Annotated in this window: 12 protein-coding genes and 1 rRNA gene; 11 read left to right on the forward strand and 2 right to left on the reverse strand. The window is 59.3% G+C overall.

Annotated features, from left to right (window positions below; genetic code table 11):
• Positions 1-15 precede the first annotated feature (15 nt).
• Positions 16-981, reverse strand: a complete 966-nt coding sequence (locus M2401_RS33125; protein ID WP_259111100.1) for a LysR family transcriptional regulator — start codon at positions 979-981, stop codon at positions 16-18.
• Between the two features lie 267 nt (positions 982-1,248).
• Here M2401_RS33125 and argH point away from each other — a divergent pair, with 267 nt between their 5' ends.
• The 11 genes from argH to M2401_RS33180 all read left to right on the forward strand — a co-directional run bounded on the left by argH (position 1,249) and on the right by M2401_RS33180 (position 15,377).
• Positions 1,249-2,676: an argininosuccinate lyase gene (gene argH, locus M2401_RS33130; protein WP_259111102.1), complete on the forward strand. Its 1,428-nt coding sequence runs from the start codon at positions 1,249-1,251 to the stop codon at positions 2,674-2,676.
• 202 nt (positions 2,677-2,878) lie between these two features.
• Complete coding sequence (locus M2401_RS33135; protein ID WP_259111104.1) at positions 2,879-3,757, forward strand: amino acid ABC transporter permease; 879 nt, start codon at positions 2,879-2,881, stop codon at positions 3,755-3,757.
• A gap of 22 nt (positions 3,758-3,779) precedes the next feature.
• Complete coding sequence (locus M2401_RS33140) at positions 3,780-4,544, forward strand: amino acid ABC transporter ATP-binding protein (RefSeq protein ID WP_259111105.1); 765 nt, start codon at positions 3,780-3,782, stop codon at positions 4,542-4,544.
• 25 nt (positions 4,545-4,569) lie between these two features.
• Positions 4,570-5,400, forward strand: a complete 831-nt coding sequence (locus M2401_RS33145) for an ABC transporter substrate-binding protein (RefSeq protein ID WP_259111106.1) — start codon at positions 4,570-4,572, stop codon at positions 5,398-5,400.
• A 213-nt stretch (positions 5,401-5,613) separates the two neighbouring features.
• On the forward strand, positions 5,614-6,804 hold the full coding sequence (locus tag M2401_RS33150; protein WP_259111107.1) for an MFS transporter: 1,191 nt from the start codon (positions 5,614-5,616) through the stop codon (positions 6,802-6,804).
• A gap of 81 nt (positions 6,805-6,885) precedes the next feature.
• Positions 6,886-7,893, forward strand: a complete 1,008-nt coding sequence (locus M2401_RS33155) for an aldo/keto reductase (RefSeq protein ID WP_259111108.1) — start codon at positions 6,886-6,888, stop codon at positions 7,891-7,893.
• 292 nt (positions 7,894-8,185) lie between these two features.
• Positions 8,186-8,929 (forward strand): GntR family transcriptional regulator, encoded by a 744-nt coding sequence (locus tag M2401_RS33160; protein ID WP_259111109.1) that lies wholly within the window; start codon positions 8,186-8,188, stop codon positions 8,927-8,929.
• A gap of 758 nt (positions 8,930-9,687) precedes the next feature.
• Positions 9,688-10,479: a DUF3050 domain-containing protein gene (locus tag M2401_RS33165; RefSeq protein WP_259111111.1), complete on the forward strand. Its 792-nt coding sequence runs from the start codon at positions 9,688-9,690 to the stop codon at positions 10,477-10,479.
• A 23-nt stretch (positions 10,480-10,502) separates the two neighbouring features.
• Positions 10,503-11,450 carry a diiron oxygenase gene (locus M2401_RS33170; protein WP_259111113.1) on the forward strand — a complete coding sequence of 316 codons (948 nt, stop codon included), beginning with the start codon at positions 10,503-10,505 and terminating at the stop codon, positions 11,448-11,450.
• Positions 11,447-14,890, forward strand: a complete 3,444-nt coding sequence (locus tag M2401_RS33175) for a non-ribosomal peptide synthetase (RefSeq protein ID WP_259111115.1) — start codon at positions 11,447-11,449, stop codon at positions 14,888-14,890. Before M2401_RS33170 ends, M2401_RS33175 begins: the two co-directional genes overlap by 4 nt.
• Positions 14,891-14,906: 16 nt before the next feature.
• A complete protein-coding gene (locus M2401_RS33180; protein ID WP_259111117.1) occupies positions 14,907-15,377 on the forward strand; it encodes an SRPBCC family protein in 471 nt (156 codons plus the stop codon).
• A gap of 59 nt (positions 15,378-15,436) precedes the next feature.
• Here M2401_RS33180 and rrf read toward each other — a convergent pair.
• Positions 15,437-15,552: ribosomal RNA gene (gene rrf, locus M2401_RS33185) — 5S ribosomal RNA — on the reverse strand.
• Positions 15,553-15,712 lie beyond the last annotated feature (160 nt).

Raw genomic sequence — 15,712 nt, forward strand, 5'->3', positions numbered from 1 at the left:
AACGGGCGTTCTGCATCAGGCAATAGCCTTCAGGTCTACCCCCAACGCCGCCGCGAAGGCTTTGACCTGGGGGCTGCGCGGGGTGTTGTGGCGCAGGATCAGGCTCAGGGACGTGCTGATGCTGATGGTCTGCGGGCACAGCGCGCGCAAGGTGCCGTTGCTGACCAGGGGCGCAGCGTAGTGCTCCGGCAGGAAGCCGATAAAGCGCCCGGTCAGAATCAGCATCGCCACCGCCTCGACCTGGGAAGCCCCAGGCGCCTGGCTGCTGTAATTGACGAACCGGGCCTTGTCGTTGTGAATGGCGTAGCGGTGATTGATCACTTCGTACTGACTTAACACTTCACCATCGATCTGCTCGGCAGCGACGTCAAACAACCCATGACCACGGGCGCAGTACACCAGGGATCGTTCTTCATACAACGGGAAATAATCAAACTCTTCACGACGCTGATACACCGGCACGATGCCGACAATCAAACGCCCTTCCACCACGCCGCGTTCAATTTCATCCAGTTGCGCCGCATGCAGGCGCAGTCTTACTTTCGGCGCTTCATCATGTAACTTGCGCAGTGCAGCAATAAGCGGTGAATGAAAATCGGACACGGTGTTATCAATCACGCCAATATTCAAATCACCGATCAGTTCGTTTTGTGCCGAACTAAGCCGATCACGAAAACTGTCCACCGAGGCAAATAAATCAATCGACGCCTGATAGACCAGCTTGCCTTCCTCGGTCAGGCAAAAGCCCTCCCGGCCTCGCGTACACAGGCGCATGCCGATGCGGATTTCCAGGTCGGAAATCTGCTTGCTGATCGCTGCAAGGCCTACATTCAGCTCGTTTTGCGCAGCACTGAAACCACCGGCTTCGACCACGGCCTTGAACACCCGCAGCAATTTGAAATCCAGACCGCTGAGCGATAACGGAGGTCGACTTGCCGGCCGGGGCGGCAAGTTTCCAGAAGTGGAAAGTGGGGTTTCCATAAAACTGATTGACCTCGTTCGCCATATTCAACAGGCTTTGACCTACAACAAGAACATAGCCGAGCCGCAATAATGAACATAGATAATGGCCATTGGCAACCTTGAATCGACTTCTCCGATCAGCGTGAACAGCGCCGATGTAAAGCAGATTAAAACCTGACATATCGATCAGGACCTGAACCTTCGCAACTGCCCTCCGAAACCGGCAACGCCATACCCACCATGGCCTGTTGTTATTTATTCGTGTTTTCGAAAGAGGAACCTGCAATGTCCGAATCTACCGATCGCCTCTGGGGCGCACGCTTCAAGAGCGGCCCGGCCAAAGCGCTGGCGGCGTTGTCGCGTTGCCCTGACGATTACTTCCGCCTGACGCCCTACGACCTCGCCGGCTCCCTTGCACATGCCCGTGAATTGCAGCGCGCCGGTCTGCTCGATGAAGCAGAAACCCAAGCCATGCTCGAAGCGCTGGACGGCATCGGTAACGACTTTCGCGAAGGCCGCCTGCAGCCCATGCCGGGCGACGAAGATGTGCATACCTTTATCGAGCGCGTGCTGACCGAACGCCTTGGCGCCCTGGGTGGCAAGCTGCGCGCCGGGCGTTCACGCAACGACCAGACTGCCAACGACCTGCGCCTGTTCCTGCGTGACCATGCCCGCCTGATTGCCAGCGAAGTACTGAACCTGCAACAGGCCCTGGTGATGCAGGCCGAGCAGCATATCGAGAGCATCTGCCCCGGCTTCACCCATTTGCAGCAGGCTCAACCCGTCGTTTTCGCCCACCACTTGCTCGCGCACTCCCAGGCCATGCTGCGCGACGTGCAGCGCCTGGTCGACTGGGATGCGCGCACGGCGCTATCGCCGCTGGGAGCTGCGGCCATGGCCGGTTCCGCCATTGCCCGCCAGCCGGAATTGTCGGCCAGGGAAATGGGCTACGACGGCACCTGCGAGAACTCCATCGATGCCGTGGCCAGCCGCGATCATGTCGCTGAATTCCTGTTTGCCGCGAGCATGCTGGGGGTGAATATTTCCCGCCTGGCGGAAGAGTTTTGCCTGTGGTCTTCGCGGCAGTTTCGCTGGGTGCAACTGGATGACGGCTACGCCACCGGCAGCTCGATCATGCCGCAGAAGAAGAATCCGGACATTGCCGAGCTGGCGCGGGGCAAGGCAGGTCGCCTGATCGGCAATCTGACCGGCCTGCTCTCGACCCTCAAATCCCTGCCGCTGTCGTATAACCGCGACCTCAGCGAAGACAAGCATCACGTCCTCGACACCGTGGACACCCTGCTGCTGGTGCTCCCCGCCATGGCCGGGATGGTCGCGACCATGCAGGTCCAGGTCGATGAACTGCGCCGCCAGGCGCCTCTGGGCTTCACCCTGGCCACCGAAGTAGCGGACTGGCTGTCGCTGCGTGGCGTGCCGTTCAAGGTCGCCCACGAGATCACCGGCGCCCTGGTGCAGTTGTGTGAGCAGCATCAGTTGGAGCTGTGGGAAGTCACCCCGGCCATGCTTGCCGGAGTCGACGAACGTCTGACCCCCGAAGTGCGCGACTGCCTGACCCTGGAAGCCGCCATCGCCGCCCGCAGCGGACGCGGTGGCACGGCACCGGAGCGGGTGCGTGAGCAGTTGGCAAGGCTCAAGACCGCATTGGGTGGGCAGCAACAGTGGACCGAGGCCTATTCAGGTTTCCGTATTTGAAACACAGGACAGGATGGGCGCGACGGCGGGAACGATTGTGGGAGCGAATTCATTCGCGAAGAGGCCAGTACATCCGATGCATTTTGGTTGGCTGTAACACCGTTTTCGCGAATGAATTCGCTCCCACAGAATTCGCTCCCACCAGAGCCTCTCCCACAGAGAGATTTGTAAGATCAGTCATGTCTTGCTTGATGAGAACCCCATGAACCAAAACGAAACCGCGCGTTTGCAGCAAGCACGCAAAAAGACTGAGGATCAGTTCGATATCACTCAGTACGAGCATGTCCCGCGTCGTTACTACGGTCGGATCTTTTTCGCGACCCTGATCGTCATTGCCCTGTTCGGCCTGGCTCGGGCCTTTGCCAAAGGGCAGATCGAGTGGTCGTATATCGGTGAGTTCCTGACCTCCCAGGCGATCCTCTGGGGCCTGGCCAACACCATCATCATGTCGATCCTGGCCATGGCTTTGGGTGTGGTGATCGGGGTCATTGCAGCGATCATGCGCATGTCGCAGAACCCGATCCTGCGCTATGTAGCCATCACCTACACCTGGCTGTTTCGCGGCACGCCGCTGATCCTGCAACTGCTGCTGTGGTTCAACCTGGCGCTGATCTTCCCGGTGATCGGCATTCCCGGCGTGCTGCAGTTCGATACCGTGAGCATGATGACGCCCTTCGTTGCTGCGCTGCTGGGCCTGAGCATCAACCAGGGCGCCTACACCGCCGAAGTGGTGCGCGCCGGCCTGCTGTCGGTGGATACCGGGCAGTATGAGGCGGCCAAGTCCATCGGCATGCCGCGCCTGCAGGCCCTGCGTCGCATCATCCTGCCCCAGGCCATGCGGGTGATCCTGCCGCCGGTAGGCAACGAATTCATCAGCATGGTGAAGATGACCAGCCTGGCCAGTGTCATCCAGTACTCCGAGCTGCTGCACAACGCCCAGAACATTTACTACGCCAACGCCCGGGTCATGGAGCTGCTGATCGTCGCTGGTATCTGGTACCTGGCCGTGGTCACCGTTCTTTCATTCGGTCAGAGCCGCCTGGAGCTGCGTTTTGCGCGCGGCGCCGGCAAGCGCTCGTAAGACGGCCCGAGGAGACTTACCCATGAGAAGCATCGTCAAGGCCGTCAACCTGCATAAGTATTACGACAGTTTCCACGCCCTCAAGGACGTCAGCCTGGAAGTGGACCAGGGCGAGGTGCTGTGCATCATCGGCCCGTCCGGTTCGGGCAAGAGCACCCTGCTGCGCTGCGTTAACCAGCTGGAAAAGATCGACAAGGGCGGCCTCTGGGTCGACGGCGAGCTGGTCGGCTATCGCGTGGTCGGCAACAAGCTGCATGAGATGACCGATGCCCAGGTCGCCCGCCAGCGCCTGGCGACCGGCATGGTATTCCAGCGCTTCAATCTTTTCCCGCACATGACCGTGCTGCAAAACATCATCGAAGGCCCCTGCCAGGTGCTCAAGCGTTCGCCCAAGGAAGCCCAGGAAGATGCGCTGGAGTTGTTGGCCAGGGTCGGCCTGGCCGACAAGCGCGGCGCCTACCCGGTGGAGTTGTCCGGCGGCCAGCAGCAGCGCGTGGCGATTGCCCGCGCGCTGGCGATGCGGCCCAAGCTGATGTTGTTCGATGAACCCACTTCTGCCCTCGACCCGGAGCTGGTTGGCGAAGTGTTGTCGGTGATGCGCGACCTGGCGCACAGCGGCATGACCATGATCGTCGTGACCCATGAATTGGGCTTCGCTCGCGAAGTGTCCAACCGCATGGTGTTCATGGACGGCGGCCAGATAGTGGAGGCTGGCAGCCCGGAAGACATTCTAATAAGTCCACAAAACCCTCGTACGCAAAGCTTCATTTCTGCCGTTCGCACTTAAATTTCAGAATAAACGGGAACGCCCCATGAAGAACTTCAAACACCTGATCGTCCCTACCCTGCTCGCCAGCCTGATGAGCTGCGCCACGGCCTTCGCCGCAGTGCCCGCCAGCATCAAGGAAAAGGGCGTGATCATCGCCGCCATCGTGCCGAACTATCCGCCGATGGATTTCAAGGACACCGCCACCAATACCCTGACCGGCCTGGATGTCGATCTGGGCAATACCCTGGCTGAGCGTCTCGGGGTCAAAGTTGCCTGGCAGGAAACCGCTTTCGAGCAGATGGTCAGTGGCCTGGTCACTAAACGTTTCGACATCATTTTGTCGGGCATGACCGACACCGCCGAACGCCAGAAGTCCGTAACCTTCGTCGACTACTTCACCAGCGGCCCGCAGCTCTACACCCTGGCCAAGCGCAGCGACATCGAGAAACTGACCGACCTGTGCGGCAAGAAAGTCGGCACCAGCCGTCGCACCACCTGGCCTGCGGAAATCGCCGAGTGGAGCAAGGCCAACTGCGAAGCGGCGGGCAAGCCGGCTATCGAAGTGATCGGTTCAGAAGGTTCGGCCGATGCCCGCGCGCAACTGCGCCAGGGCCGTCTGGACGCAGCCATGCAAGGCAGCGAGACCATTCCGTACCTGATGAGCCTGGAGAAGGACACCTACAAGCCCATCGGCCTGGCGATTTCCAAACAGTTCACCGGTCTTGGCGTCAACAAGGCCAATCCTGAACTGGCGACCGCCATCGCTGAGACCCTGCAGGCCATGGTCGATGACGGTACCTACGGCAAGATCCTGAAGAAGTGGGGTCTGGAAGATGGTGCAGTAGCGAAGATCGAGACTAATAAAGGGCAGTAACCTCTTCACCGGCGAGTCCCTCTTATGATGAGGGCGGACTCGCGGGGAGCGGATGAAGGGAGCAAATCGTGGGAGCGAATTCATTCGCGAAAGCGGTGCCACAGCCAAGCAAGATGTATTGGATGTACCGGCCTCTTCGCGAATGAATTCGCTCCTACAATTCGTCGGCAACAGGATTCAGCCTGCTGAATCTGACAAGGACTTCAAAACGCTGTGGCTACCTACTCGCTGGTCATCCGCCGTCTGATGATTTGCTCGCTGACCATCGTGGTCAGCCGGGCGATCACCAGCCCCCTGCTGACGTTGTTTCTCAGCAGACGGCTGGGCCTGGATCAACAGGACGTCGGTCTGCTGATGGGCATTGCGGTGTTTCTCGCAACCCTGCTGGGGCTGTACGGCGGCTACATCATCGACCGCCTGGAAAAGCGCAAGCTGCTGATCATGGCCATGCTGTCCAGTTCGATCGGCTTCGCCCTGCTGACCTTTGCCCACAACCTGTACCTGACCACCCTGACTCTGGTGATCACCGAAACCGCTTCGGCGCTATTCCTGATCGGCTCCAAGGCGATCATCAGTGAAAACCTGGCCATCGGCCTGCGCGCCAAGGTGTTCTCCCTGCGCTATACGCTTACCAATATCGGTTACGCCACCGGCCCCATGCTGGGCGTGATCATTGCCGGGCATCTGCCATTGGCGCCCTTTCTGATCGCCAGCGGCATTGCCTTTGGCAGTATATTCCTGATGATCGGCATCCCGCCGAGCCCACGTGACGAGCAGGCAAAGCCCCAGAGTTTTCTCGCCACCCTGATCACGCTGAAAAACGATCGCACATTGATTCTGTTCACCGGCGGCAGCCTGCTCAGCACCATCGTGCACGGGCGCTACACCCTGTACCTGTCGCAGTTCCTGTTGGTCACTGACAGCGCCGACAACGCTCTGAAAATTCTTTCCGCCGTGCTCGCCTGCAACGCCATCACGGTGATTCTGATGCAGTACCAGATCGGCCGTTTTCTCAAGCGTGAGCAACTGCCCTACCTGATAGTCCTCGGCACCGTGCTGTTCGCCGCCGGGCTGATCGGCTTCAGCTTCGCCCACAGCCTGGTGGCGTGGTGCGCCGCCATGTTTGTCTTCACCCTCGGCGAGATGATCATTTACCCGGCCGAGTATCTGTTCGTCGACACCATCGCCCCGGAGGCCCTGCGCGGCAGCTATTACGGCGCACAGAACCTGGCGGCCTTCGGTGGTGCACTGAGCCCGGTGATCTGCGGTTATCTGCTGATCAATACACCGCCGACGAGCATGTTTTATGTGCTCAGCGGCCTGACCCTGTTGGGCGGTGCCTTGTGCTTCATCAGCGGACGTAGGGCCAGACTGCCCGGCGCAGAGCCGTCGTCTGTGGGCTAGGCTCCTTCCCGATTCGGGACAAAGAGGCCAGTATGTTCGTCTGTCCTGTCTCTCCCACTCACGACCATGAGGATATCGAGCATGATTTATCGCACGCTGGGCCAATCCGGCCTGAAGGTTTCCACGCTCACCCTGGGCGCCATGATGTTCGGCGAACAGACCAGTACCGAAGAGTCGCTGCGCATCATCGACAAGGCCTGGGACCAGGGTGTGAATTTCATCGACACGGCGGACGTCTACAACGCCGGTCGCTCGGAGGAGATCGTCGGCGAAGCCATCGCTTCGCGACGCAGTGACTGGGTATTGGCGACCAAAGTGGCCATCGGCCCGGCGGACGGCGTACCCAACCGTGCCGGCCTGAGCCGCAAACATATCTTCAATGCCATCGATGCCAGCCTGACGCGCCTGGACACCGACTATGTGGATATCTATTACCTGCACAAGGAAGATCACAACACGCCACTGGAAGTGACCGTGTCGGCCATCGGCGACCTGATCCGCCAGGGCAAGATCCGCTACTGGGGCCTGTCGAACTACCGCGGCTGGCGCATCGCCGAGATCGTCAATATTGCCCAGCGCCTGGGCGTGGACAAGCCGGTGATCAGCCAGCCGCTGTACAACATCGTCAACCGCCAGGCCGAGATCGAGCAGATCACCGCAGCTGCCTACCATGGGCTCGGCGTCGTACCTTATAGCCCGCTGGCCCGCGGCGTGCTCAGCGGCAAATATGCGCCCGACACCACGCCGGACAGCAACAGCCGCGCCGGACGCCAGGACAAGCGAATCCTGGAAACCGAGTGGCGTACCGAGTCGCTGCAGATCGCTCAGCAGATCCAGCAATACACCCGCGACAAGGGCGTCGGCATCGTCGAGTTCGCCATTGCCTGGGTGCTGAATAACCACGCCGTGACCTCCGCCATTGTCGGACCGCGCACCGAGCAGCAGTGGGACACTTACACCAAGGCGCTGGAAGTCAAAATCAGCGCTGAAGATGAAGCCTTCATCGATTCACTGGTAACGCCGGGACACGCCTCGACACCCGGCTTCAACGACCTGCAACATTTTGTCTCAGGCCGTTTACAGCGCTGAGCAACCCTGAGGATGCGGTGCCAGAGCCACCGCATCTCCAGCCAGTCTGGCGAACGCCTCCGCTCGTCCTTTTGCCCTACCGTTAGCGGCGTCAAAAAAGGTTAAGATGGCGCCATCTGCCCCCCTCCCCGCTTGTCGACGTCAAATAAATGACCCTTGCGTGTTCCTTGACGACAAGGCGACCGTGTTGAGGCGCAAGGTGTAACTCGCATCTACCCTTGGTTTGACAAGTAGTCATGCACTACCTAGGGTGACTTGGATCCAATGTTTAGCCTGGCCTAGATAGAAAAATATGGTAACGCGCGAAACCGGTAAGGAAAGCTTCCTGTGTCGGGTGCTGGGGAATGAGCAGCCTCCCGCACACCTGGCCCGGGGCATCATTGAAGAGAAATTGCGCAGCGCCATTCTCGATGGCCGCCTGCCCAGTGGTACGGCCTTGCGCCAGCAAGAACTGGCAACCCTGTTCGGCGTCAGCCGCATGCCGGTGCGCGAAGCCCTGCGCCAGCTGGAAGCGCAGTCGCTGTTGCGGGTCGAAACCCATAAAGGTGCCGTCGTCGCCCCGCTGATCAGCGAAGATGCGTTCGATGCCTATGCCCTGCGCAGCCTGCTGGAATCTGAGGCCCTGCGCCAGTCGATCCCGCTGCTCGACGAGCAGGATCTGGCCCAGGCCCGTCATTACATCGAGTTGCTGGAAGTCGAAACCGACTACAGCGAAATGGGCCGCCTCAACCGGCTGTTCCATATGTCGCTCTATGCCAAGACCCCTAACAAGCGCCTGCTTGCCCTGGTCGCCGAAGGCTTGAGTGAAGAGGAACGTTTTCTGCGCTTCAACCTGTCGGACATGGGCCTGGGCAAGCTGTCCCAGGAAGACCACTGGCATCTGTTCGAACTGGCGCGGGACAAGCAGGTCGAGCAAACCGTCCAGGCGTTGCAGCATCACTTGCAACGTGGCGTCCAGGCGATCACCCGCTACCTTGCCAGCCGCCCGTCCCCCAGCGATAAACCGGTACGCGCACGCAAGAAAGCCAGCACCTGATCAGCCCCTGAACACCCGGCAAACGCGCAGGTAGCCAGGCACACTGGCTGCCACGCGCGGCTGTCGCCCTCAGGCCAATGACCTCCCGCGTGCTTGCTACGCCCTCCCTCAGCTACACGTCCTCGATTGGTCCCCTCGTTGAATCAGGCACACTCGGCAGCGTCGGCGCGGGTGTCGACCGCTGCTGTGTCTGTTAGCGCGGATAAAATCCCCGACATGAATCGAAGCAGGACGTTTCTTTACTCAACCGGCGTAGGAAAAGGAGTTTCTTGACGGGCGAAAAGACCTTGAGGCCTGGGCTTCAAGGTCGGCCCTTAAAAAACAAAAACCGGACTCATTCATATAACGGCAATGCTGAACGAGGCATTCGTTCATTATTTATAATTCTGATTCTAATCGATTGGAAGGGTTGCCTACGGCCAAATAAAACTTCAGGGAAAAATTTTATTGCCCTCGCTCACACCCCAAAAATAACTAACTTACAAATTATAAAAAAGTGTTTGCAGCACGGATTGAAAGTGTTCTAACTTTTATTTGCACCACCGAAAACCAAGTATCACGGACCCCTGAAATCCTTTAATGGGTCATCGGCATCCATTCCAACAAGTTATACCTGCATTAAACTTAGTGCTTTCCGTACTCCGGCCAAGGAAGCAGCCACAAGCCCGGCCGGCTGGGTCACGATGTTTATACATGTGCAACTTAAAGCACCGCCCACGCAACAAACCGTTTAAAAATACACTTATCGAGGGATCGTCATGTATTGCCAAAAAACGTTATTGAATCGCAAAAAATCCGAGCTCAGCAACCACCCTGTTTTTGCTGAGATACATTCACTGGATATTCTCCGGCGCTTTATGGAAACCCATGTTTTTGCTGTATGGGATTTCATGTCATTGACCAAACGCCTGCAACAGGAACTCACCTGCACGACCCTGCCCTGGCTGCCGCCCAAAGATGCCAAGGCCGCACGCCTGATCAATGAAATCGTACTGGGAGAAGAGTCCGATGATCGACTGCAGCACGGACATTACAGCCATTTCGAGCTGTATCTGGATGCGATGCGTGAAATCGGCGCCGACACGACGAAAATCGAACATTTTGTCGCCCTGCAACAGACCGGCACACATTACCGCACCGCGCTGCATCACGTAGACGCCGACCAAGCCGCCAGCGGCTTCGTGATCCACACACTGGAAACCGCGTTGCATGCGCCGGCCCACTGCGTTGCAGCGGCCTTTCTGCATGGCCGGGAAAGTGTCATTCCGCAGATGTTCCAACGCATCCTCGATGACTGGGGCATCACCGGCAATCAGGCACCGACCTTCCGCTATTACCTGCAGCGCCATATCGAAGTGGACTCCGAAGATCACGGGCCCGCCGCCGAGGAGCTGCTGGCGCGGCTGATCGAGGGTGACGAGCAGCGGCAGAACGAGGTGTATGCCTCGGCCATTGCCGCTGTGGAGAGCCGCATCACGCTGTGGGACACGCTGCGCCAGAGCATGCGCGCTGAATCCTCGGCCTGCGCATCCGACGCCGTTGGCTTCTGACCACGACCTACAAGGACGCAATCATGAAAAGCGAAGAGTATGTGTCGTTCGTCGATGCCTGGGAGGGTCGCGCCACCATTCGTACGCGCCCGCGCCGCATCGTTGAGAATGATCAGAAACTGATCTATCCCCTGAGCCGTCAGCCTCTGGTGCTGAGCGAAACCTTTACCCGGGAATGCCCGCAGCTGCGCGACTTCGCCCTGGTGCAGAGCCTCTACAAATTCATCAACGACGTGGTGATCTTCGAGACCGAGATCGTCGACAAGACCGCCCGCAGTATCGCCAAGAATCACTTTGCCATCCGTTTCCCGTTCGCCTGCCGCTATGACGCCATGACCGTGGTCGTCGATGAGGACTACCACGCGCTGGTGGCCATGGACTTCATGCAGCAGACCATTGCCATGACCGGTATCGAACCCATCGAGTTGCCCGGCGAAATCGAGCTCAGCCGGGCGATTCCGGCGGCACTGGCCATGGCTCCCGAACATCTGCTAAGCGCCGTCGAGCTGATCTGCGTAGCCATTGCCGAGAACACCGTGACCAACGATGTCGCCGCCTTCGCCAAGGACGACTCGGTCAAGCAATCGGTCAAAGGGCTGATGGCTGATCACCTGCTGGACGAGGGGCGCCATTCGGGCTTCTGGTCGCGACTGGTGCGTATCTACTGGCACACCGCGACGGATGCCGACCGCGAGTGCATCGCGCGGATCATGCCGGTGTTTATCGCTCAATACCTGACTCATGCCATTCAGAAAGACTTCGACTTCAGGTTCATCGAACACCTGGCCGTGAGCGAGGCGGTCAAGCAGGCCCTCAAGGAAGAAACCAGCGCGATGGCCTTTCCGATCAATCGCCATCACCCGTTGATCGGCAACATCATCCGCTTCTTCAAGGCCAGCTCGATGCTCGATGCGCCGTGCGTACAACAGGCTCTGGCGGACTACTTGCCCGGCCAGGGGGTGCTGCAATGAAGCGCCTGGAGATCGTCCTGATCGGCCAGAGCCTGACCCTCGGTGAGCTGAGCAACGAGCTGCTGGATCACGGCCATCAGGTGCATCATTTCTCTCAAGCGTCAGCACTTGAGAGCGAGCAGGTCAGCGGCGTCGATCTGCTGATCGAGGACGGTAGCCTGGAGCTGTCGGCGCAGCGCCTGCAGGCATTCGGCCGGCCCGAGCATTTGCGGTTGCGCATCGGCCTGGGCGCCGGGCAGGTCGAAGGCCTGCCACGGCTTGAACTGTTGTGCTGGCTTGGCTCGGCGACGGCGCAGCGTCTGATCGTGCGGCAATGGCTGGATGCCCGGACATTCGGCAACGGCCGCATGCTCCATGATGCCGCCGTAATGGCAATGGTCGAGATCACCGCGTTGCAGGTCAGCCGTCGCTCGCGTGACGCCGATTACTTGCAACACTCGCCGACTGTAGAGGCACCGCACAGTGAGTGGCAGGACGAGCTATGCGCCATCGACCGTCTGTTATTCCGCCACCGCTTCAACCAGACCCGGCAAGCCCATTTACTGGCCCTGGCCGAAACACCGCTGATCGCCCGCCTGCAGGACAACCTGCTGACCTTCGCCGAGCGACCTGCCCTGAGCATTGCGGGCCAGCGACTGAGCTATCGCGACCTGCACGGCTACAGTCTGGCGATCCAGCAGGCGTTGCTGCCATTGCTCAAGCTGCCGGAAGGTGGGCAGGCGGTGATTGGCCTGTGCCTGCCCAAGTCGGCGGCGTTGTTCGCGGGCATCCTGGCAATCCTCGGCAGCGGCGCAATTTATCTGCCACTGGACCCGAGCCAGCCTGTCGCGCGGCAACAGTACATTCTGGAAAACGCCGGGGCCGTGCTGCTCCTGCACGACGGTACCCATCCCTTGGCGGCAGGCGGGTTTACAGCGCTGGATATCAGCGCTATCGAGGCAATGGCCAGCGTCCGGCCATTGATGCTGGCACAACCGCCGAGCGAAGCGCCGTGCATGGCGCTCTATACCTCCGGCACCACCGGCAAGCCCAAGGGCGTGCTGCTCAGCCAGCGCAATCTCAGCCACTTCAGCGCCTGGTATGCCGAATATGTGGCGCTGTCAGAGCACAGCCGGGTCCTGCAATTCTCGACCTTGAGTTTCGATTCGTCACTGATCGATATTTTCCCGACCTGGCTGAGCGGTGCCGAGCTGGTGGTGGCTAGCGAAGATCAGCGGCGCGATCCTCTGCAACTGGTCGAGCTGATCCGCAATAACCTCAGCCACGCCTTTCTGCCCCCGGCCTTGCTCAGCGTGCTGCCCCTGGAGCAACTGACCGGGCTCGAACACCTGATGACTGGCGGCGACGTCTGCGAACCTTGTGTCATCGAGCAACTGACCCGCCAGTGCCACTTCCACAACCTGTATGGCCCGACCGAGGCCACGGTATTGATCACCGCAGGCGAGTTCCGGCCGGGCAGCAGCAATCGCAACCTGGGGCGGCCCATTGCCAATAGCCAGGTGCTGATTCTCGATGAGCAGGGTCGGCCCGTGCCGCAACAGACTCAGGGCGAGTTGTATATCGTCGGGCCCGGTGTCTGCCTCGGCTATGTGAATAACCCGACCCTGAGCGCCGAACGTTATGTGACGCTGCAACTGCCTGGCGGCGAGTCACTGCAGGCTTATCGCAGTGGTGATATGGCCAAGTGGACCGACGACGGCATTGAGCTGTGCGGGCGCCGTGACAATCAGGTGAAGATCCGCGGCTTCCGGGTCGAGCCCGAGGAGATTGAGCACAGCCTGCGCGACAGTCAGCTGTATCGGCAAGTCGCCGTGGTGATCGACGGGCAGCGGCGAATCCTCGCCTTTCTGGCACAGCCTGTTGATGCCCAGGCAGGAGATGCGCTCAAGGCTCATGTCGAGGGTCTGTTACCCGACTATATGCGGCCGACGGCCTATACCGAACTGGCGAGCATGCCCTTCGCCAATAACGGCAAGATCGACCGCGCGCGATTACTGGAAATACCGATCAGCTTTACCGACGCTCAACCTCATCGCCCGGCACAGACCGCGCAGGAACAACAGCTACTGGAGCTATGGGCCGAGTTGCTGGAACTGCCTGACGGGGATGTTTCCACCGACGAGAGCTTCTTCAATTTGGGCGGTCATTCGATTCTGCTGTCACGGATGTTGCTGGGTATCCGTGAACGCTTTGGCCGCAGCATACCGATCAACCGTTTTATCGAAGCACCGACGATTCTGACCCTGGCGAGCCTGCTCGACAGCGAGGAGCCTGCGGCCTACAGCATCAGCCCCCAGGCAATCTTTGATGCCAGTGCCGATCTGCAGATGCCGATCCTGCCGTTCAGCCGGCTGGGGGACGTGCATAAGGTCATCGTCACCGGAGCCAATGGTTTTCTCGGTGTGCATATCGTTGAAGCGCTATTGAACTGGGGCAGTAGCGAGGTTGCTTGCCTGGTACGCGCGGGGTCGGGGCAAAGCGCAGAAGAACGCTTTAAGCGCGCCTTGAAGGAGAACCGCCTGGAGCACCTGGATCTGAGTCGGGTGAAGGTCTATGCGGCCGATATCACCCAACCGCAGCTGGGTCTGGACAACGAAACCTATGAGCGTCTGGATCGGGACTTTGGCGTATTGGTACACAACGCCGCCAATGTGAACCATGTGCAGGACTACGAAAGCCTGGTCAGCGACAACGTCACGCCGATCTTCGAGTGTCTGCGTTTGTGCGAAGGGCGTAGCAAGAAGATCTTCAACTTCGTCTCGACGCTGTCCGCCTCCAGTGCCATCGACAGCGGTGGCAATGTCCTGGAGCAACCGGCGGCCGCTACCCCGCCGATCTACATCAAGAACGGCTACAACCTGTCCAAATGGGTGGCTGAGCGCATCCTGCAACGGGCCAGGGATCAGGGCGCCTGGGTGAATATCTATCGCCCCGGCAACATCGCCTTCAACAGCCACACCGGTGTCTGCCAGCCGCACAAGAACCGCCTGATGCTGATGCTCAAGGGCTCGCTACAGCTGGGCCAGGTGCCGGAGTTCAGCATGAACTTCGACCTGATGCCGGTGGACTTCCTCGCTCGCTTCATTGCCTTCCATGCCAGCCGTTACCAGGCCCATCACGCCGTCTTCAACCTGCATAACCCCGAGCCCCTGAGCTGGAACGGCTATGTCGAGGCGTTCCGTGAGGCCGGGCGCGAATTCGAGATTGTCAGCGTGAGTCACTGGCAGAGCCAGTTGGGGCGGGTCGACAGCCAGAACGCGCTGTTCGGCGTGCTGGGCTTCTACCTGGATGGCTTTGAAGAGGATATCGGCGACATCTCGATGATCGAGCATCACAACGCCCAGGCCGGCATACAGCGCATGGGCGAGCGCTACCCGCAGAAGACCCCGGCGCTGTTGCGCAAGGGCTGCGATTACCTGAAAGAAATCGCATTCATCTAAACCCAAGGAGAACACCATGAACAACCCTCTGAAACCCGACACCCTGATCAAAGACCTGCAAGGCCCACTGGTTGTATCCCGCGTGGAGGTTGCTGCGGATGCGCACAGCGTGTGGGAGATCGTCGGTAACTTTGCAGGCTTTCCCGCATTCATTCCGGCGTTGGCGTCCTGTGAGATGACGGGGGAAGGCGTACGGTCAGTACGCAAGAAGCTGTTCAAGGACGGTAACGTGGTAATCGAACAGCTCAATAGCCGTGATGAGCAGGCCCTGTGCATGACCTGGACGCTGATCTACACCTCGTTGCCGATTGGTAACTTGTGGGCAGCCATGAGCGTCGAGGCCCTGGGGGACGCGCAATGCAGCGCGACTTGGCGCATCATCGGCGAACCGTCGGCGCAATGGCCGACATCAACCGCTGAGTTTCAGGCCTTTCTCCAGGGCTTTGCCGATGACGCCATGAACAACGTGCGTAATCTGTTCCAATAGCTGGCAGCCCATAAAGCAAAAACCCCGTCTGCTTGCGCAAACGGGGTTTTTTAATTGAATCTTGACGATGACCTACTCTCACATGGGGAAACCCCACACTACCATCGGCGATGCATCGTTTCACTGCTGAGTTCGGGATGGGATCAGGTGGTTCCAACGCTCTATGGTCGTCAAGAAATCTGGTTGCCGATCCGTCATCAGGTGAAGTGTCAGCGAATTTTGATGTTCTCTACTTAAAAGACAAAACCCCATCTGCTTTCGCAAATGGGGTTTCGGAATTTAATCTTGACGATGACCTACTCTCACATGGGGAAACCCCACACTACCATCGGCGA

Source organism: Pseudomonas sp. JUb42, from assembly GCF_024807945.1.
Classification (GTDB): domain Bacteria; phylum Pseudomonadota; class Gammaproteobacteria; order Pseudomonadales; family Pseudomonadaceae; genus Aquipseudomonas.

Coding starts and splice junctions, on each gene's coding strand:
- M2401_RS33135 (WP_259111104.1), top strand. CDS start 2,879: ATGAACCAAAACGAAACCGCGCGTTTGCAGCAAGCACGCAAAAAGACT.
- M2401_RS33160 (WP_259111109.1), top strand. CDS start 8,186: ATGGTAACGCGCGAAACCGGTAAGGAAAGCTTCCTGTGTCGGGTGCTG.
- M2401_RS33125 (WP_259111100.1), bottom strand. CDS start 981: ATGGAAACCCCACTTTCCACTTCTGGAAACTTGCCGCCCCGGCCGGCA.
- M2401_RS33180 (WP_259111117.1), top strand. CDS start 14,907: ATGAACAACCCTCTGAAACCCGACACCCTGATCAAAGACCTGCAAGGC.
- M2401_RS33170 (WP_259111113.1), top strand. CDS start 10,503: ATGAAAAGCGAAGAGTATGTGTCGTTCGTCGATGCCTGGGAGGGTCGC.
- M2401_RS33140 (WP_259111105.1), top strand. CDS start 3,780: ATGAGAAGCATCGTCAAGGCCGTCAACCTGCATAAGTATTACGACAGT.
- M2401_RS33175 (WP_259111115.1), top strand. CDS start 11,447: ATGAAGCGCCTGGAGATCGTCCTGATCGGCCAGAGCCTGACCCTCGGT.
- M2401_RS33145 (WP_259111106.1), top strand. CDS start 4,570: ATGAAGAACTTCAAACACCTGATCGTCCCTACCCTGCTCGCCAGCCTG.
- argH (WP_259111102.1), top strand. CDS start 1,249: ATGTCCGAATCTACCGATCGCCTCTGGGGCGCACGCTTCAAGAGCGGC.
- M2401_RS33165 (WP_259111111.1), top strand. CDS start 9,688: ATGTATTGCCAAAAAACGTTATTGAATCGCAAAAAATCCGAGCTCAGC.
- M2401_RS33155 (WP_259111108.1), top strand. CDS start 6,886: ATGATTTATCGCACGCTGGGCCAATCCGGCCTGAAGGTTTCCACGCTC.